This is a genomic window from Clostridium sardiniense (assembly GCF_050584765.1).
Classification (GTDB): Bacteria; Bacillota; Clostridia; order Clostridiales; family Clostridiaceae; genus Clostridium; species Clostridium sardiniense_A.
In genome coordinates this window covers 640,687-660,737 of the sequence record NZ_JBNOOR010000001.1, presented here as the reverse complement: position 1 = coordinate 660,737, position 20,051 = coordinate 640,687, and the positions used below count along the sequence as shown (strand labels likewise).

The window sequence follows — 20,051 nt, the reverse complement described above, 5'->3', positions numbered from 1 at the left end:
TTATTCTCCTTCCTTAATTACGATATCTTTTCCAAACCACTTCTCTGATATTTTCTTTGCTGTTCCATCGCTTATTACTTCTTTTAGCCCTAAATTTATCTCATCTTTTAATTTTTCATTTCCTTTTTTAATCCCTACAGCAAAGTCTTCGCTACCAAAATTATCATTTAAAACTTTATACTTATCAGTACCACGTGCGTTCATATAATACCTTGCAAGAACTTCGTCTGCTACTACCCCATCTATTCTTCCTGCATCTAAGTCCATTAATGCATCATTATTAGATTGATATGATATAAAGTTACCTCCACTTAGAGATTTTACAAATGCTGTATCCTTCATTACTGCATCTGAAGCACTTGATGCTGCTTGAACTCCTATTTTTTTATTCTTAAAATCCTTTTTATCTTTTATATCTGAATTAGCTCTAACTATTATTACTTGGCGATCACTGATATAAGGATTTGAAAAATCCACTTGTTCTTCTCTTTCCTTTGTAACTGAGTATCCATTCCAAATTAAATCTATATCTCCATTTCTAAGTTCTGTCTCTTTCATTGTCCAATCTATTGGCTGAAATTTTATCTCCTTATGTATTTTTTTTCCTACTGCTTTTGCTAAATCTATATCAAAACCTACTACCTGTCCATCATTATTTATAAATCCCATAGGTACAAATGTGTCGTCATAACCCACTATAAGTACATTCTCATCTTTCTTTTTATTATTTTGATTTAGAATATGTACTAATCCAAAACCAATAATAATAACTAAAATCCAAATTAATAAATTAAGTACTGTCTTTTTCATTTATATCCCTCCCTACTTTATTACTTTAGCACGCTAAAGTAATAAAGTCAATAAACAAAAAAGAAAACCTCAAGTTTTAATTCTCTTGAAGTTTTCTTTTTATTTATTAAGCAATTCTTTTAATGTTCCTGTAACTTTATCTTCATGTCCAAGAACAGTATTATTCTTTACAGATTTATCATTATTGTTTAATTCATCTTCTATATCTTTTTTATTTTTATCTAAACCACTTTCAATGTTTTTATATCCCTCTATTAACTCATCCATTCCGCTTGCACTTTTCTTCATATCATCTACACCAGATAGATCTATATTTAAAGAAACATTCTTACCTGAATCTTTTATTTCATTACTATCCTTAGAAGAACTTTTTGATTCTACTTTATTATCTCCTGTGCAACCAGTAAACAGCATAGCTAATACTACCACAAATAGACCGAAAACTATTTTCTTCCTCATACAACCTCCTTATTATAAGATATCCTTATATTAATATAAGACATACTTATATTTGATAATATATACTTATATTATTATTTTATTTCCCAAGTTTTCAACCATATTTAGAAACTTTTACACAATGTTAATATAAAAAACCTCTAGAGAATTAATTCTCTAGAGGTTTCTTCTAATTTTTGCTATCTTTTAACATTTCCCCAATTGCCGCAATACTTCCAAGTGATGATAATGTTTCATTTGGTAATATTAATTTATTTGCAGGATTTGTAGCCATTTCTTTTAAAGCTTCAACTTGCTTTAATGCAATAACTCTCTCATCAGTACCTGATTCTATAATCGCTGCATTTATCATTCTTACAGCTTCTGATTCAGCAATTGCTATTGCTTCTATTGCTTTAGCTTTACCTTCTGCTTCTAGAAGTTGAGATTCTTTTAAACCTTCCGCTTTTCTAATTTGTGCTTCCTTTTGCGCCTCTGCTTCTAATATTCTAGCTTGCTTTTCTCCTTCAGCTTTTTCAATTTGAGATTGTCTTCCCCCTTCTGCTTGAAGGATCATAGCTCTCTTATCTCTTTCTGCTTTCATTTGCTTTTCCATTGCATTTTGTATTTCAGTTGGTGGAATAATATTTTTAATTTCTACTGAAAGTATCTTTATTCCATATGCATCTGTTATTTCATCAATTATAATAAGCAATTCTTGATTTATCTTATCTCTTCCTGACAAAACTTCATCTAAAGTCATATTACCTATTATATTTCTTATGTTAGTTGTTGCTGAATACACTATACCTGATCTAAAATCTTCAATATTGTACACTGCATCTTGAGCATTTAAAAGCTTGTAGAATATAACGTTATCTACTGATATATTAACGTTATCCTTTGTAATAACATTTTGTGGCGGTACATCAATTATTTGTTGTTTTGTAGAAACCTTCCTTCTTACAAAATCAGCAAATGGAATTGTTACATGCCATCCTGGTTCTAATACCCTATTGAATTGTCCAAACCTTTCTACTACATACAGATATCCTGTATTAACAATTTTTATTGATGATAAAATAATAATTAGTATTAGTACAATAAGTACTATTGCAATTATAAGTCCTACCATTATTAATCCTCCCCTTTATATTTATTTATTGTAAATTTATTACCTTGTATTCCTGTGATAATAAACTTATCACCTTTTTCAATAATTTCACCTTCGTTAATTGCCGCCCAGTATATTCCAGAAACTTTTATTTGTGCTGCCTCTTCTATTTTTTCCCCTGAATCAAATATCATACCTATATAAGTTTCTTCCATTAATGGAGTTGTCCTTATACTAGCTTTAAATTTTTTCTTTGCCCAAGGATATCCTATTCCAATTGCAATTAAACTTACAGCACCAAATAGTATTACTTGAACTAAAAAACTTAATTCAAATAAATTTGCAAACATAGCTACCAATGCCCCAAGACCAATCCAAGAAAATAAGAATGCACTAGTAGCCAAATCAATACCTACCATTGCGATAGCAACTATAATCCAAAGACATGTTAAAAGCATTTTACACCCTCCTCCTCATTACTACATATTACCATTATATCATTTAAATGTGTATTTATCCTTACACTTTATAATTTTATTATATATTTATAATTATCCTTTTACAATTTCTTTCTAACCCCTTTAAAGGTTATTTGATAACTTTTAATGAAGCTTTTATAATCTTTTCTCTTGTTTTCATTGATTTTCTAATATTTTCATCTTATTATTGTTATATATAGGATAAAAACTAGTAATACTAATTACGACATACTATGTAATGGAGATGATAAATATGGATTTTATAAAAGTCGCATCAGCTTGTCCTAAAACGAAAGTAGCTGATATTGAATATAATGTAAGCGAAATTTTAAAATGTATTAGAGAAGCTAAAAATAAAGATGCTAAAGCTATCGTTTTCCCTGAGTTATGTATAACTTCATATACTTGTGGTGATCTTTTTCTTCAAGATAGATTAATAAATGAATCTTTAAAAGGTTTAGTATCAATAATGCTTGAAACATCAAGTATGGATATGATAATTGCAGTTGGAGCTCCTCTTTTAAAAGGATGTACTTTATATAACTGTGCTTTCATTTTATTTAAGGGAAAAATTCTTGGAATAGTTCCAAAGTCATATATACCTAATTATAGTGAATTCTATGAAAAAAGATGGTTCTCTGAAGGTATAGGAATTGTTAATCAAAAAGTTGATCTTCCATTCCAAAGAGATATTCCATTTGGAACAGATTTAATATTCTCATCTGATAATTTCACATTTGGAGCTGAGATTTGTGAAGACCTTTGGGTAACTATACCCCCAAGTTCTTACCTTTCACTGCTTGGAGCAAATATTATATTTAACTTATCTGCATCAAATGAACTTGTTTCAAAAGCAGATTACAGAAAAAGTTTAATATCTAATCAAAGTGCTCGTTCAATTTGTGCATATATATATTCATCTGCTGGAGTTCATGAATCCTCAACAGATCTTTTATTTAGTGGACACTTATTAATTAGTGAGAATGGAAGTATATTAAAAGAAAATGAAAGATTCCAAAGAGAAAACGAAGTCATATATGCAGACATTGATACTTTTAGATTAAGAGCTGAAAGAATGAAAAACTTAAGTTTTAGAGATGCATCAAAATTTGCACTTTTTAATGTGAGAGTAATAGATTTTGATTTTGATAATGTAGAAAATAATTCTTTTGATAGATACATAGATAAGCATCCTTTTGTACCTTCAAAAGAAAGTGAAATGGAAGCAAGATGTAAAGAGATATTTAATATACAAGCTTCAGCACTAGCTAAGAGACTTGAACATGTAAATCTTAATAAAACTGTTATAGGAATATCAGGTGGTCTTGACTCCACATTAGCTTTACTTGTAATAGTTAAGACTTATAAGCTTTTAAACATTGATAATAAGAATATAATTACAATCACTATGCCGGGATTTGGTACAACAGATAGAACATATAATAATGCATTAACTCTTTGCAAAGAACTTGGTTGTGATTTAAGAGAAATAAATATAGTAAATTCAGCTCTTCAACATTTTAAAGATATTGGCCATGATAAAGATATACATGATGTTACTTATGAAAATGTTCAAGCAAGAGAAAGAACACAAATTCTTATGGATATAGCAAATAAAGAAGGCGGTATATTAGTTGGTACTGGAGATTTATCTGAGCTTGCCCTTGGATGGTGCACTTATAACGGAGATCATATGTCTATGTACTCTGTTAATCCATCAATACCAAAAACTCTTGTTAGATATCTAGTGAATTATGTAGCTCAACATGAATCTACTGAAATAGTAAAAGATACTTTACTTGATATATTAGATACTCCAGTAAGTCCTGAACTTCTTCCAAAGGACGAAACTACTGGTGAAATAACTCAAAAGACAGAAGATATCGTTGGTCCATATGAATTACATGATTTCTTCTTATATCACTTTATGAAGCATGGTTCTTCAAAAGAAAGAATTCTATTCCTAGCAGAACATGCATTTAAAGCTGATTATTCAAAAGAAACAATCGAAAAATGGTTAGATAAATTCTTATGGAGATTCTTCTCTCAACAATTTAAAAGAAGTGCCCTTCCTGATGGTCCTAAGGTTGGAACAATATCCTTAAGCCCTCGCGGTGATCTTAGAATGCCATCAGATGCATCTGTAAATTCTTTTAGATAAAATTAAAAGATGGTGATAAATTATATCACCATCTTTTTTCTATCTACAAACTACTTGTGCTAAAATAGCTTGTATTTCATATATATCTACGCCTTTAGTAAATTGCTTTTGTATAGGCTCTGCTGTACCTGAAATCCATATTTTAAGTTCTGAATCCAAATCAAAATGTCCTGATGATTCTACTGAAAAATGAGTTATACTTTTATAAGGTATACTATGATATTCTACCTTCTTTCCTGTAGCACCTTGAACATCTACCATTATAAGCCTTTTATCTGTAAAGATAAGTGTATCCCTTATAAGCTTATATGCTTTTTCAATACTTTCTCCACTTGCAATTAATTTCCCAAAATCCTTAATAACAGAATCTCTTGAAATTTCTGAAGCATTTCCCAATATTCCACCTAATAAACCCATATTCAACATCTCCTTTTGTAAAATAAAATAATTTTACGTTATTATACCATTTTTTCTTCTTGTCTAACTTCTCTTACTTTAGCTTGTACTAATATTATACAATATTTTCTCTAACTTCTTTTACTTTAGCTTGTACTAATCTTACTAATTCTTCTTTATCAGATTCATTATTTACTACATCCATTTTATCCATATCAATCATTAGTACATCTGATGCTTTATAATGATTCTCTACCCAATCATCATAATCTTTCCATAAGAATTCGTAATACTCTCTTAGATCATCATCTATTTCAAACTCTCTACCTCTAAGTTTAATTCTTTCTAATACCGTTTCAAATGATCCTTTTAAATAAACCATTATATCCGGCGCCTTCTTTGGTAACTCTTCAAGTTCTTCCATCATATTATTTAATAGATTTTCATATATAGACATTTCAAGCTCTGATATTCTACCAAGTTCCATATTCTTTTTTGCAAAATACCAATCTTCATAAATTGATCTATCTAATACATTATCATTATGTACTAAAGCTTCCTTTATACTTTTAAATCTTGTATTTAAAAAATATAATTGTAATAAGAAAGGATATCTTTTCTTATTTATTTCTTCTTCTGTTTCACTATAGAATAGAGGTAGTATTGGATTATCATCTACACTTTCATAAAAAACCTCTGAATTAAAATGTTCTCCAAGTATTTTTGCAACTGAGCTCTTTCCAAGTCCTATCATTCCGCCAACAACTATCACCATGTCTCACCTATCCTTTAAATTTACTTTTCCACAATATTTATTCCTAATAACAAAATTGTCTATTTATAAGAATACAAATTTTATATTTTTTAGTCAATAGTCATTTATTTTTTCTATTAAATATTCATTTTTTCTATATTTTTAACTTATTCTACAAATATCCTCCATATGTAATAGATTACTTCACTAAATGTTTCAATCCTCCTTTACAATTACCTATTTTATAAGCTATAATTAATAAGTTGATAATTAATTATAGAATGTACGGTACAAATATATAAAAAAATATATAACAAATATATAACAAATATATAATAAATATATATATGAAGGGAAATTTGAATGAATAATATAAAATTTGAAGATTTAAACTTAAGAGAAAATATCCTAAAGGCGATAACTGATTTAGGATATGAGGCGCCATCACCAATACAAGCGCAAAGTATACCACTAGCTACAGAAGGTTATGATTTAATCGGGCAAGCACAAACAGGAACTGGAAAAACTGCTGCATTTGGCTGCTCAATACTTAACACTTTCGAAAAATCAAATAATGTTGGCGCATTAATACTTACTCCTACAAGAGAACTTGCAATCCAAGTTTATGAGGAGTTTAAAAAGCTTACTAAGTACGAAAAATTACAAGTATTACCTGTATATGGCGGAGATTCAATCACTAAACAAATAAAGGCTTTAAACCAACATGTTGATATAGTTGTTGGAACACCTGGTAGAGTTCTTGACTTAATCAGAAGAAAAAAACTTAACCTAAACAAAGCTAACTATTTAGTATTAGATGAAGCTGATGAAATGTTAAATATGGGATTTATAGATGATATAGAGAGTGTTATAAACGAATTACCTGAAAGTCGTCAAACACTTTTATTCTCTGCTACAATGCCACCTCAAATCAAGAGATTAGCTAATAAGTATATGAAAAACGATGCTAAGCATATCGAAATCAAAAAGGTAGCTATGACAGTATCTAAAATTGAACAAAAATTCTTTGAAGTTAATCATAAGAATAAATTTGAAGCATTATGTAGAGTTCTAGATTTTGATAATCCAGAAATAGCTATAGTATTCTGTAGAACTAAAAAGGGCGTAGATGAATTAGTTCAAGACATGCAAAGCAAAAACTATGTTGTTGAAGGTATGCACGGTGATATGTCTCAAGTACATAGAATGAAAACTTTAAAGAGATTTAAAGAAGGTGCATTAAACTTCTTAGTTGCAACTGATGTTGCTGCAAGAGGAATAGACGTTGAAGGTGTTACTCACGTTATAAACTACGATTTAACTCAAGACGTTGAAAGCTATGTTCATAGAATCGGAAGAACAGGAAGAGCTAACAGAGAAGGTACTGCTTACTCATTCGTTACTCCAAGAGAAAACGGAATGATGAGAGAAATTAAGAAAGTTACTAAGGGTAACATAGAAAAAGCTAAGATACCTACAGTAGATGAAATTCTTGAAAAGAAACTTCAAGATAAGTATTCAAGCATAGAAACTGTACTTGAAGAAAAAGCTTTCAAAAAGTACTTACCTCTTGCTGAAAGCATAGCTGAAAACTTTGATTCAGTTGATGCAATAGCTGCATTACTTAAGATGCAATTTGATAAAGAAATGTCATTTGAGTATAAAGAAAATGCTCTAACTGCTCCAAAATCTGAAGATGTTAGACTATTCTTCTCAATAGGTAAGAGAGATCAATTATCACCTAAGACTTTCGTAAAATTTATTGCTGATAGAGCTAAAATAAATGGATCAAAGATCAATAAGATTGATATACTTGAAAACTTCTCATTTGTTTCAGTAGATCCTGATATACAAAAGAAAGTTATTGAAAAATGTTCAGGTATTAAACTTAACGGTAGAAGAGTTAATGTTGAAGTAGCTACAAAAAGAAGATAATTTATATATTTAAAAGCAAGGTTAGTTAACCTTGCTTTTTTTAATCTATATTAATATCCTGCCTATTATCAATCTATAAAAATACTTTTTTCCTAATTCTTAAAAGTAAATCTTTTTTAATTTAAAAACAAAAAGAGTAGTTATATTTATAATCTAACTACTCTTTCTTACATCTGCTCTATAAACATGTGTTATTCCTTTCTTATTTTGAAGATAATTCTTCTGATAATTTTTTTAACTCTTCAAAATTTAATTCTGAAAGATCTCTTCTATTGTACTTATCACTAGCAGCTTGTTTAATTTTTGTGATAAATTCTTCTCTATAATCCATCATTACTTGCTCCCCCTTTCAAATAGCATTATAAAATAATATTATACTCCTTATTATATACTTGTCAACAAAAAAAGTGCCAGAAATTCTGACACTTATCCTAAGTATGATGCTGCACTAAGTGCTGCAACATTTCCCTCTCCAGCAGATTTTATATACTGATACGGCGTACCAATACAATCTCCTGCTGCAAAACATCCTTTAATATTTGTTTTCATTAATCTGTCTACTTTTATATGCCCATCTTCAATCTCAAGTCCTGGTACTAATTGAGTTGGTGGAACAGCGTTTTTTAATAAAAATACACCATCAGTTTCTAACTCTTCTCCATTTTTAAACAATACTTTAGAAACTTTAGACTCACCTATAATTTCAGTCGGTGTCTCTTTTATTACATTTATACTGTCATTTAACTTATAATCACCTTTATACATCGGAACAAAGAATACTTCCCCTGCTAACTCACTTACGAAGTTTGCTTCTTCTTCTCCTGCCTCATTATAACTGATTATAGTTACTCTCTTACCTTTATAAAGAGGTGCATCGCATGTTGCACAGTATCCTACACCTTTTCCGATAAACTCTTCTTCTCCTTTTAATGGTTTTGTATATTCTACTCCAGTTGCTAATATAACTGTTTTAGCTTCATACATCTTTTGATTAACCATTAAAGTAAAATAATCCCCCATAGAATATATGGTATTTATTCTCTCATTTACAATTTCTATACCCATTTTATTTATATGGTTTTGAAAGCTTTCTAGAAGATTTTTTCCTGTACCTGAAGTAAATCCTAAATAATTATTAACTTTGGGAGCCTTTTCTATTTTATCACTAAGATTATTATTCCCAAAAATTATAAATGATTTATTTCTAATTTTTGCATTTAATGCTGCTGATAATCCTGCAGGACCACTTCCTACTATAGCAATATCATATCTACTATCCATAGAAATTCTCTTATATATGCTTTTCTATTAAAGCTTTTATTTGATCTTTTGGTAAAAATCCTACAACCATATCAACATCTTTTCCATCTTTAAATACTTTTAAAGTTGGTATACTTTGTATTTGATACTTATTAGCTACTTCTGGGCTTTCATCAACATCTATTTTAACAAATTTAACATCTTCCATTTCAGTTTCTAATTCTTCTAAAACAGGGGCTATCATTTTGCAAGGCCCACACCAAGTTGCAAAAAAGTCAACTAAAACTACTCCTTTTTGATCTAAAACTTCCGCACTAAAACTATTATCTCCTATGTGTCTTGGCATAATAAATTCCTCCTAATTCATACCCCTAAGGGGTATATTTCATATTTTCTTAATAATAACTCTTTTCAAACTAATAGTCAATACTATTTTTAACAATTCCTCCTATAATATTCTTTAATATTGTTTTAATAATATTAAAGAATATTATTAAACACAAAATAGGTTAGAGTTTTTTTAATCTTATTGCTCTAACCTATTTAAAATTACAAAGTATTAGTTTAATTTAATTTAATTTTATAGCTGAATTATAAAGATTTGCATACACACCTTCTTTTTCTAATAATTCCTTATGTGTGCCTTTTTCTTCAATACCATTATCAGTTAAAACTACTATTTCATCTGCATTTCTTATAGTTGATAATCGATGTGCTACAACTATAGTGGTTCTTCCAACGCAAAGTTTTTCTAATGATTTTTGTATCATATATTCAGTAGTGTTATCAAGTGCTGATGTTGCTTCATCTAATATAAGAATTGGTGGATTCTTTAAAAATACTCTAGCTATTGATATTCTTTGTTTTTGACCACCTGAAAGTTTTACTCCTCTTTCTCCTATATAAGTTTCATAACCATCTTTTTGCGCCATTATAAAGTCATGAATATTAGCAAGCTTACAAGCCTCTATAACTTCCTCTTCTGTTGCATTCATATTACCATATAGAATATTTTCTTTTATAGTTCCAGTAAATAAGAATACTTCCTGCTGAACTATACCTATATTCCTTCTTAATGAATCAACTTTAGCATCATAAATACTATTTCCATCAATTAAAATATCTCCACTTTCTATTTCATAGAACCTAGGAATTAAATTACAGAATGTAGTTTTACCCCCTCCTGAAGGACCAACTAATGCAACCATTTTTCCGGCCTCTATATCTAAAGATATTCCTTCAAGAATTTTTTTATCTTCATAGCTAAAATGAACATCTTTAAATTCTATATTTCCTTTAACATTAGATAAATTTTTAGCATCCTCTTTATCTTGCTCATCTTGGACACTTAATATATCAGTAAATCTCTTAAATCCAGTCATACCGTTTTGATATTGTTCCATAAAGTTTATAAGTTTTTTAATAGGATCAGTAAATAATTTTATATATAAAACATATGCCATAAAATCACCTATGTTTATTTTTCCATACAAAGTAAATATACCACCAGCTATTAAAACAATATAATTTAATAAATCTACATAGAATCCAGCTCCTGAAAAATATTGAGCCATAATTTTATAAGCACTCTCTCTTGCTTTTTTAAATCTTGAATTTCCTACTTCAAATTTTTCAACTTCATACTCTTCACTTACAAAAGCTTTTGAAACCTTTATACCTGATATACTATTTTCTAAAGTAGCATTTACGAATCCTGTTTCTTCTCTTGTTTTAAGGAATGCTTTATGCATTCTATTTCTTTGTATAAATGTGAAAATAACTATTATAGGAATAAAAGCAAATATTATAAGTGTAAGTAACACATTTATATTTATAAGTATTAAGAAAGATCCAACTAACATTATAATTGAAATAAATAAATCTTCTGGACCATGATGTGCAAGTTCTGAGATATCATTTAAATCATTAACTATTCTAGACATTATATCTCCAGTTTTGTTGTTGTCAAAATACTTGTTTGGAAGTCTTTGAAGATGAGTAAATAACTCTCTTCTCATATCTCCCTGCATTCTTACTCCAACTACATGTCCCCAATATTGCATGAAATAAGCACAAAGTGCTTTAACAATGAAAATCATAATCAATGCTATCGCAAAAGTAATTATCATTCTCAAGTTCTTATCTGGTATAGATATATTTATAAGCTCCTTTGTCATATATGGATATACCAAATCACATCCTGCAGCTATAAGTGCTGCAAGCATATCAAATAAAAACAGCCTTTTATACGGCTTATAATAACTAATAAATTTCTTTAACATATTTTCTCCTTACAGTAAATTAATAATATTTTTTTTGTACTTTTGAAGTTCTTCTGTAAAAACTCCCTTTATCTTTAGTGGACTCTCTCCAAGGACTATTATTTTCCCTTGAAAATAAATACACTCATCTACATCATGGGTTACAAATACAACTATTCTCCCATCCTCTTTAAAAATTTTTTTAAATTCCTCCATGATTATATATTTTGTTTTATAATCTAAAGATTTAAAAGGCTCGTCCATAAGTATTACATCTGAAGGTTTGCCAAGAGCTCTTGCAATATTTATTCTTTGCTTCATCCCCCCACTTAGCTTATCTGGATACTTATTAGCCCACTCTAAGCCCTGAACTTTTTTTAATACCTCTTTAATCTTCAGTTCTAAATCTTCCCCTTTATAATAATGTTTTAAGGCAAGATTTAAATTTTCTTTAACTGTAAGCCAAGGTATTAGTCTATCTTCTTGAAAGATATAACTAACACTTTTTAAATTACAGCCATATATTTTTCCGCTATCAATATCTAATAGTCCAGAAATAAGATTTAAGATTGTACTTTTACCTTTTCCTGATTCTCCTATTAGACAATTTATCTTTTGATTATCTAATACTAAGTTAAATTTATCTAGTATTTTCTTTTCACCAAAGCTTTTGCTTACATCTTTTAATATTAGCTTACACATCTTCACTCTGCCACCTGTAATATTTTCCAGTTAAAATCTTATTTAATAATTCAAACAACAATGATATTATAGCAATAATTATTATCCATGCAAATATCCCTGGGGTATTAAAATTCATTTTTTCTAATTGAACTGCAGCTCCAATACCATATTTTGGTTGTCCATGAACTTCTCCTGCAATTACAACTTTAAATGCTAATGATATAGTTGGAACAAATATTCTCAGTATATAAAATATTATATTAGGTATATATACTTTCTTTATTCTCTCTACCATTGGAACTTCATATATTAACATCATTTCTTCTAGATTTTTATCATTTTTTGTTAGCGTATTTACAATACCCTCATAGAGAATTGGAAATACAATTGCAATACCAACTACAAAAGGCGCACTATCTTTATCAAACCATATAAGTGCAAGTACTACTAATACAAGTGTAGGGATGGTTTTTCCTATAGAATTCAAAGGTTTTAATAGATTATTTATAAAGGGGTACATACTAGATAGTACCCCTATAATTATTGCTACTATAAGTGCAACTCCAAAACTGATAATTGTTCTATAAAAGCTCCAAAATACAGTTAATAAAAAGTCTTTTTCTCTAATTATTTCTAATAGTGAAGTATACACTTCTTGAAGTTTTGGAAGATATATATCATTATTAATTCTAACTGCAACTATTTGCCAAATTACTAATAATATAACTGCTCCAAATAGTATCTCTAATTTATTTTTCCATGTAGATTCCTTCATCTGGAGCCTTTCCTCCAATTGACTTTTTATCGAAGTTATCTAACTTCTTAAAGTAAGTATTATATTCTTTCTCTGAATCCTTTATTGGAACATATTTAAGATTTGACTTTTCTATAGATTTAGTAATTATATCCTTATTAGCTGAAACTCCTATCTCTTCACAGATTGTTCCAAGCTCTTTTTTATCTTCTAATGCATAATTAACGCTATTTTCTAATTCTTTTAAGAACTTATCTACAAATTCTTTATTATTTTTTATTAAGTCTTCTTTAACTATTACAGTTGCTTGAGGGAATCCATACTTTGAATCATTTTGTTTTTTCCACTCATCATTTAAATTCATTATAATATTAAGATCAGGTTTCTTTGCAAGAACTTGGCTTAATGCTGGTTCTGGTATAACTGCAAACTTAGCCTTTCCTGATAAAATTGTTGGTGCAAGCTCTGTAACTCCATTTACATAACTAAATGTAATATCCTTATCAACATTAAATCCTAAATGAGTTAATACATCTCTTGTCACTATATCAGGTGTAAGTCCTTTACCTATATTATATATATCTTTTCCTTTTAAATCTTTTATATCTTTAATCTTTTCTGTTGATACTAAATAAAATGATCCCCAACCAGTTGTAGCCGCAATTTTATATCCAGCTCCTTTATTATATTGTGTTGCCGCAACATTTGATGGAACTATTGCAATATCAGGTTCACCTTTCATAACTGAAGTTACAATATTTTCTGGTGTTTTTTCTATTGAATAAGTAATATTATATCCCTTTTCTATTACTGGGTTATCTTTAATTAATTTAGCAGCACTTATTGCTGGTAGTCCATCTGGAATTGCTACTTTGATTTCTTTTGTAGGCTCTTTAGCTTTTTCTTCACTATTTCCACATCCAACAAAAGCAAAAATTGATAATACCACTAATAATAAAGCCGTAATCTTTTTCTTCATACTCTTCTCCTCCTCATATTTAATCTATAATATTGTATTTTAAGGCTAATATATTACATATTATTTGTAAAATATACCCTCTTAATTTAATATAAATTAATAAGCTTTTTACTTTATATTAAATTATATCAAAAAAAAGTATATATCTCTATAAATTTACCATGTATTTATTTTCATCAATCTGATTATCCTATATTTAGTAAATATTTTTTTATTTAATCATATTTTGTAAAGAGGTGATAATTTATGTATAACAAATCTATAGATGACGTTTTAAAAGAATTCTCTACTGATAAAAACAAAGGATTATCAGAAGCAGAAGCAAAAGCTAGACTTGAGAAAAATGGCTTAAACAAACTATCATCTAAAAAGCCAAAAACTCTTCTTAGCATTTTCTTTGCACAAATAAATGATGCAATGATTTATATACTAATTGGTGCCGCAATTATCTCTGCAATAATGGGTGAATATAGTGACTCTATTGTAATACTTATAGTTATCTTAATAAATGCAATTATTGGTGTAGTTCAGGAGTCTAAGGCTGAAAAAGCACTTTCTGCATTAAAAGACCTTTCAACACCCAAAGCATTAGTTAAAAGGGATGGTGAAGTTATAGAAATCCCATCAGAGGAAGTTGTTTTAGGTGATATTGTCGTTATAGATGCTGGTAGATATATTCCTTGTGATTTACGATTAATCCAAACTGCTAACCTTAAGATTGAAGAATCTGCATTTACTGGTGAATCAGTACCTGCTGATAAGGATGCAACTAAAGTATTTGATTCTAAAGATATTCCAGTTGGTGACAGAGAAAACATGGCATACATGTCTACTTTAGCAACTTACGGTCGAGGTATTGGAGTATGTGTTGCAACAGCTATGGACACTGAGATAGGTAAGATAGCTAAAATGATTGAAAATGAAGAAGAGGAGATGACACCTCTTCAAAAGAAATTATCTTCTCTTGGTAAAATTTTAGGAATAGCCGCTATAATTATCTGTGTACTTATATTTGTAATTGGTCTATTCCAAGGAAGAGATACCTTTGAGATGGCTCTTACTGCTATTAGCTTAGCAGTTGCTGCAATTCCTGAAGGTCTCCCTGCTATAGTTGCTATAGTTCTTGCACTTGGTGTCCAAAGAATGATAAAGCAAAATGCTATAGTAAAAAAATTACCTGCTGTTGAAACTCTAGGTTCTGTAAATATTATATGTTCTGATAAAACTGGAACTTTAACGCTAAACAAAATGACTGTTAGAAAAGTTTATGATACAAATTCCCTTTTACCTGTAGATGATATTAATGATCTTAATGATAATTCTAAAATATTATTTGAGACTATGATTCTCTGTAATGATGCTACTTTATCAGATAAAGGTGATACAGGAGATCCAACAGAAATAGCACTTTTAGATATTGGTGTTAGATTTAATTATTACAAAGATGAATTGAATAATAAATATAATAGAATTGATGAAATACCTTTTGATTCTGATAGAAAGCTTATGAGTACAGTAAATAAATATGATAATTATTACAGAGTTCATACAAAAGGTGCTATTGATTCATTATTTAAAGTATGTACTAAAATTCTTATAAATGGAGAAGTAAAAGATTTAACTGATTCTATAAAGAAAGACCTTTTATCTAAATCAAATGAAATGTCTAATGAAGCCTTAAGAGTTTTAGGTGGTGCATATAAAGATTTAGAGTCAAAGAATACTTCTATATCTGATATTGAAACAGATCTAATTTTCGTTGGATTAATGGGCATGATTGATCCTCCTAGAGAGGAAGTTAAGGGCTCCATAGAACTTTGTGATAAAGCTGGAATTAGAACTATAATGATAACTGGTGACCATAAAAATACAGCTTATGCTATTGGTCATGAACTTGGTATTTCAAGTAATTTTGATGAATGTATAGAAGGTAGTGAATTAGATAAGTTATCAGATGATGAACTTAAAAACAATATAAATAAATATAGAATATTTGCCCGTGTATCTCCTGAGCATAAAGTAAAGATAGTTAAAGCATTTAAATCTCATGGGAATATTGTTTCAATGACAGGTGATGGTGTAAATGATGCACCTTCCCTTAAAGCTGCTGATATTGGTGTTGCTATGGGTATAACAGGTACTGATGTTGCAAAGGGTGCTGCTGATATGATACTTACAGATGATAATTTCACTACTATAGTTGGTGCCGTTGAGGAAGGTAGAAATATTTATTCAAATATAAAAAAATCTATAACTTTCTTACTTTCAGGTAACTTTGGTGAGGTAATAGCTTTATTTGTTGCTATTATTTTAAATTGGGCTGCTCCACTTCAACCTATTCATATTTTATGGGTTAATCTTATAACTGATAGTTTTCCAGCTCTTGCACTAGGTGTAGATCCTGGTGATGAAGGCGTTATGGAAGACCCACCACGAAACCCAAAAGAAAGTATATTTACAAAAGATACTATATTCACTTTAATAGTAAATGGATTAACTGTTGGAATTACAACATTAATTGCTTTCAAAACTGGGCTTAAGTACTACTCTGATTCCATTGTTCATGCACAAACTATGGCATTTGTAGTTCTTAGTATATCTCAATTATTTTTATCTTTCTCATTAAGAGATAGTAAAAGATCTATATTTAAGGTAGGTGTATTTAAAAATAAAGCTTTGCTTCTGTCACTTATTTTAGGTATAGTATTACAAATTTTAATAATCTCAGTTCCTTTCCTATCATCAGTATTTAAGACTTATCCTTTATCAATTGGAGATTTTCAATTTGTATTTTTAATTTCATTAGTTCCTTTAGTAATTAATGAAATTAGTAAACTCATCCTTGGTATATTTAGAAAATAGTTTTAAATTTAAAATAGTCTATATCATAAATTTTATGATATAGACTATTTGAGTTTTAGAATTATTTTAATTTAGTTCCTTCTTCATTTTGTTCTATTAGGCCTTCTTTCATTAAGCCACCTAATGCCATTTTGAAGTAGTTCTTACTTGTTCCAAAAATCTCTCTAATTTCTTCAGAACTTGACTTATCATTATATGCCATCATTCCACCATTTGCTTTTAAATACTTAAGTATTGATTCTTTGATTTCTTCTCTAGCATCTAATCTTTTCTTTCTTGTAGTAAGCCCAACTGTACCGTCTTCATATATTCTTTTAACTCTAGCTTCTAATTCTTCACCTGGGTATATAGTTTCAATATGCTCATTTCCAAGTATTATGCCTCTATACTTGCCATCTATTGCAACTTTAATTGTTGTTGATGTACCTTTTCCATATGAAATAACTTTTACTATATCATCAACTTCATATCCTTCTCCTTGGTCTAAATAATCATCAACTTCTGTAGTAGCTGCAAGTCTACCACTCTTATCTAAATAAGCATAGAATAAATACTTTTTACCTACTAAAAGTTTAAATCTTTGTTCTCTCATTGGTACAAATAAATCTCTTTCAAGTCCCATATTACAGAATGCACCAAAATCATTTTGATGAACAACTTCTAAATATGCAACCTTACCAACTTCAATTAAAGGCTTCTTCATAGTTGCAACTGCTCTACCTTGTGAATCCATATATGTAAATACATTTACTTCATCACCAACTTCAATTTCATTTCCATCTAATAAAGCCTTTGGTAATAATATCTCATTTTTCTCTTCATCTGCTAAAAAGAATCCAAAGTCCCTTTCTTTAATAACTTCTAGTTTATTATATTCACCTATTTTTATCATTTTTCCTCCTAAATTAAGCATACTCCTTACTCAGCTCTATATAATGTTTAGCTGATTCTCTTATGCTTTCTATTTCTTTTTCTGTTAGTTTTCTAACAGCTTTCGCTGGATTACCAAGTATTAAAACTCCCTCTTCGAATTCTTTGTTTTGGGTAACTAAAGCTCCAGCTCCAACAATTGAGTTTTTACCTATTTTTGCACCATTTAATATTATTGACCCCATACCTATTAAAACATTATCACAGATAGTACATCCATGAACAATAGCACCATGCCCTACTGTAACATTTTCTCCGATTATAGTTTCAAAATCGGTATCTACATGTACAACTGAATTTTCTTGAATATTACTTCCTTTTCCTACATGTATTTTATTCATATCTCCTCTTAATCTAGCACCAAACCAAATATTACAATTTTCTTCAATTGTAACATCTCCGATTATATCTACACTTTCAGATATGTATGTATTGTTATTAACCATTGGTATTTTGTTCTTAAAACTCTTAATCATTCTTCTCATCTCCATGCAAAATTCTTATACTATTTTATCATTTAAATAAATTGTTGTCATTATTTTATACTATATACCACTATATATAATTATAATCAATTTTAAGGATAATATATATGGGTAAGCATAATAAATATGATATAAATATTTTTAACTTAAAAGATATTAATGTATTCTATGGTATACCAAATTGCTACACCTCTTATTCATTAGGCTCTGCTTCACCTAATGATACACTAAACTATACTTATAGAAATCATTTAGATTTCTTAATGGTTACAGATCAAAATAGTTTTTTAACTAAAAGTGTTTCTTATGATGGTCATAGTACAACAAGATGGAATTCTTCTTACAATACATGTAGAAAATTTTCAAGAAAAAAAGATAATTTCATTGCCCTCCAAGGTTTTGAAGCAAAAACTATACCTTATGGAGATATAAACGTAATAAATTCAAATAATTTTTTTACTGGAGATATTAAAGATATCAACTTATTGATATTTTGGATGATTAATAATCCTGATGCTTTTATAATTATTAAAAGGCCTATTAAAAGCATCTTATCTCTCCCTTATAATAAAGTGCTAAATAATATGATAACTTCTGTAGAGGTATGTAGTGGAGCTTTTGGAGAACGCTATAATAGAAGAGAAAAATATTACTTTAAACTTTTAGATATTGGTTGGAAACTTGGTGCTATAAATAGCCAAAGCACTGGGAATTTAGACTTTGGAAATTATGATAATGTAACAGGAGTTCTACTACCCAAACTTAGTAGAAGTACTTTGATAGAATGTTTTAGAAACCGTAACACATTCTCTTCTGAAAGTAGAAGCTTATCATTTTATTTTTTTGCTAATGATATGTTAATGGGTGGAATAATTCCATCTAATTGCGATACTATAGATTTTTCTATTCTTCTAGAAGATAAATATTATCTAATAGAAAAAATAGAGATAATAACTAATGGCGGAGAAATTCTTCATTCTGTTCAAGATATAAAATTAAATAAAATTAAATACTTGTACTCTCATAAACTAGAAGATAATCAAAGCTGGTTTGTAATAAAAGTTTATCAAGAAGGTACTAGGATTGCTATAAGCTCTCCTATATTTATAGATTAAAAAATCCAAAGTATATACTTTGGATTTTTGTTTAATTTACTATTTCTTTAAGTTTTTAGCTCTATTTGGCTTTGCTTTTGACTTTATAACAATTTTCTTTTCAGCTTTTCTTGGTCCACCAGTTTGTTGAATATCCATAAACCATAAGAAACATACTACTATAATTGGAGTTATGATTATTGCAAACCATTGATTTTTAACTACTCCAGTCATTTGCACTATAAGTAATATAATTGCTACTGCAAGTGGTATATATTTATTTACACGTACTTTTGGAAATACATATTTTTTACAAAGCATATAGATACCAAATATAACAGCTAACATTATTATAAAATATAAAATTGACATTAGTATACTCATCATTTTACTTGTCCTCCTCATCAGCTTTATATATTTAATATTAATTTAAATTACTAATCTTTTCAAGTATAATAATTAAAAGATTAACATTTTTAAAATTTTGTTTCTATTTAATTAATTTTATTTTGCATTTTATTAAAATAATAATATTTCATAAAGTTTTTAAACATTTTTCATTTATAGCTTTATGAATTGATGATTATTTGTTAAAATATATCTTGATTTATAAAAATAATAATATAAGAATATTAATTTATAAATTTATTAATTC

Annotated in this window: 20 protein-coding genes; 4 read left to right on the top strand and 16 right to left on the bottom strand. The window is 28.6% G+C overall.

Translation table 11 applies throughout. The features are described 5' to 3' along the window. The 4 genes from ACQPUW_RS03230 to ACQPUW_RS03215 form a co-directional block, all read right to left on the bottom strand. Positions 1–810, bottom strand: a complete 810-nt coding sequence (locus ACQPUW_RS03230; protein WP_430836065.1) for an amino acid ABC transporter substrate-binding protein — start codon at positions 808–810, stop codon at positions 1–3. Positions 811–909: 99 nt separating this feature from the next. Then, entirely contained in the window at positions 910–1,269 is a 360-nt protein-coding gene (locus tag ACQPUW_RS03225; protein ID WP_430836064.1) for a hypothetical protein, read from the bottom strand. Between the two features lie 169 nt (positions 1,270–1,438). Beyond that, positions 1,439–2,383, bottom strand: coding sequence for an SPFH domain-containing protein (locus ACQPUW_RS03220; protein WP_430836063.1), 945 nt, complete (start codon positions 2,381–2,383; stop codon positions 1,439–1,441). 2 nt (positions 2,384–2,385) lie between these two features. Next, the gene (locus ACQPUW_RS03215; protein ID WP_430836062.1) at positions 2,386–2,820 is read right to left on the bottom strand and encodes an NfeD family protein; all 435 of its coding nucleotides are present in this window, start codon (positions 2,818–2,820) and stop codon (positions 2,386–2,388) included. A 274-nt stretch (positions 2,821–3,094) separates the two neighbouring features. On the opposite strand from ACQPUW_RS03215, the gene ACQPUW_RS03210 reads away from it, so the two are divergent. Next, on the top strand, positions 3,095–5,002 hold the full coding sequence (locus ACQPUW_RS03210; protein ID WP_430836061.1) for an NAD(+) synthase: 1,908 nt from the start codon (positions 3,095–3,097) through the stop codon (positions 5,000–5,002). Positions 5,003–5,041: 39 nt separating this feature from the next. Here the strand turns inward: ACQPUW_RS03210 and ACQPUW_RS03205 are convergent, their stop codons facing one another. Continuing rightward, positions 5,042–5,419, bottom strand: a complete 378-nt coding sequence (locus ACQPUW_RS03205) for a PH domain-containing protein (protein ID WP_430836060.1) — start codon at positions 5,417–5,419, stop codon at positions 5,042–5,044. Between the two features lie 94 nt (positions 5,420–5,513). After that, positions 5,514–6,173, bottom strand: a complete 660-nt coding sequence (locus ACQPUW_RS03200) for a deoxynucleoside kinase (RefSeq protein WP_430836059.1) — start codon at positions 6,171–6,173, stop codon at positions 5,514–5,516. A 342-nt stretch (positions 6,174–6,515) separates the two neighbouring features. Between ACQPUW_RS03200 and ACQPUW_RS03195 the strand changes: the two genes are divergently transcribed. Next, complete coding sequence (locus tag ACQPUW_RS03195) at positions 6,516–8,087, top strand: DEAD/DEAH box helicase (protein ID WP_430836058.1); 1,572 nt, start codon at positions 6,516–6,518, stop codon at positions 8,085–8,087. A gap of 202 nt (positions 8,088–8,289) precedes the next feature. Here the strand turns inward: ACQPUW_RS03195 and ACQPUW_RS03190 are convergent, their stop codons facing one another. The 7 genes from ACQPUW_RS03190 to ACQPUW_RS03160 all read right to left on the bottom strand — a co-directional run bounded on the left by ACQPUW_RS03190 (position 8,290) and on the right by ACQPUW_RS03160 (position 14,025). Continuing rightward, on the bottom strand, positions 8,290–8,421 hold the full coding sequence (locus tag ACQPUW_RS03190; protein ID WP_279381509.1) for a hypothetical protein: 132 nt from the start codon (positions 8,419–8,421) through the stop codon (positions 8,290–8,292). Between the two features lie 92 nt (positions 8,422–8,513). Further along, positions 8,514–9,368, bottom strand: coding sequence for an NAD(P)/FAD-dependent oxidoreductase (locus tag ACQPUW_RS03185; protein WP_430836057.1), 855 nt, complete (start codon positions 9,366–9,368; stop codon positions 8,514–8,516). Between the two features lie 10 nt (positions 9,369–9,378). Further along, positions 9,379–9,693, bottom strand: coding sequence for a thioredoxin (gene trxA, locus ACQPUW_RS03180; RefSeq protein ID WP_221861704.1), 315 nt, complete (start codon positions 9,691–9,693; stop codon positions 9,379–9,381). A 223-nt stretch (positions 9,694–9,916) separates the two neighbouring features. Continuing rightward, a complete protein-coding gene (locus ACQPUW_RS03175; protein WP_430836056.1) occupies positions 9,917–11,629 on the bottom strand; it encodes an ABC transporter ATP-binding protein in 1,713 nt (570 codons plus the stop codon). Positions 11,630–11,638: 9 nt separating this feature from the next. After that, positions 11,639–12,310 (bottom strand): ABC transporter ATP-binding protein, encoded by a 672-nt coding sequence (locus ACQPUW_RS03170; RefSeq protein ID WP_430836055.1) that lies wholly within the window; start codon positions 12,308–12,310, stop codon positions 11,639–11,641. Beyond that, on the bottom strand, positions 12,303–13,067 hold the full coding sequence (locus ACQPUW_RS03165) for an ABC transporter permease (protein ID WP_430836054.1): 765 nt from the start codon (positions 13,065–13,067) through the stop codon (positions 12,303–12,305). Before ACQPUW_RS03165 ends, ACQPUW_RS03170 begins: the two co-directional genes overlap by 8 nt. Next, complete coding sequence (locus ACQPUW_RS03160; protein WP_430836053.1) at positions 13,042–14,025, bottom strand: ABC transporter substrate-binding protein; 984 nt, start codon at positions 14,023–14,025, stop codon at positions 13,042–13,044. The genes ACQPUW_RS03165 and ACQPUW_RS03160 overlap by 26 nt, the downstream gene beginning before the upstream one ends. 246 nt (positions 14,026–14,271) lie before the next feature. Between ACQPUW_RS03160 and ACQPUW_RS03155 the strand changes: the two genes are divergently transcribed. Further along, the gene (locus ACQPUW_RS03155; RefSeq protein WP_430836052.1) at positions 14,272–16,887 is read left to right on the top strand and encodes a calcium-translocating P-type ATPase, PMCA-type; all 2,616 of its coding nucleotides are present in this window, start codon (positions 14,272–14,274) and stop codon (positions 16,885–16,887) included. A 61-nt stretch (positions 16,888–16,948) separates the two neighbouring features. Here ACQPUW_RS03155 and ACQPUW_RS03150 read toward each other — a convergent pair whose 3' ends face one another. Continuing rightward, complete coding sequence (locus ACQPUW_RS03150) at positions 16,949–17,779, bottom strand: CvfB family protein (RefSeq protein WP_430836051.1); 831 nt, start codon at positions 17,777–17,779, stop codon at positions 16,949–16,951. A gap of 13 nt (positions 17,780–17,792) precedes the next feature. Continuing rightward, complete coding sequence (locus tag ACQPUW_RS03145) at positions 17,793–18,293, bottom strand: gamma carbonic anhydrase family protein (protein WP_430836050.1); 501 nt, start codon at positions 18,291–18,293, stop codon at positions 17,793–17,795. A gap of 116 nt (positions 18,294–18,409) precedes the next feature. Here ACQPUW_RS03145 and ACQPUW_RS03140 point away from each other — a divergent pair, with 116 nt between their 5' ends. Next, complete coding sequence (locus ACQPUW_RS03140) at positions 18,410–19,417, top strand: histidinol phosphatase (protein ID WP_430836049.1); 1,008 nt, start codon at positions 18,410–18,412, stop codon at positions 19,415–19,417. A gap of 39 nt (positions 19,418–19,456) precedes the next feature. Here the strand turns inward: ACQPUW_RS03140 and ACQPUW_RS03135 are convergent, their stop codons facing one another. Next, on the bottom strand, positions 19,457–19,780 hold the full coding sequence (locus ACQPUW_RS03135) for a hypothetical protein (RefSeq protein ID WP_430837267.1): 324 nt from the start codon (positions 19,778–19,780) through the stop codon (positions 19,457–19,459). Between the last annotated feature and the right edge of the window lie 271 nt (positions 19,781–20,051).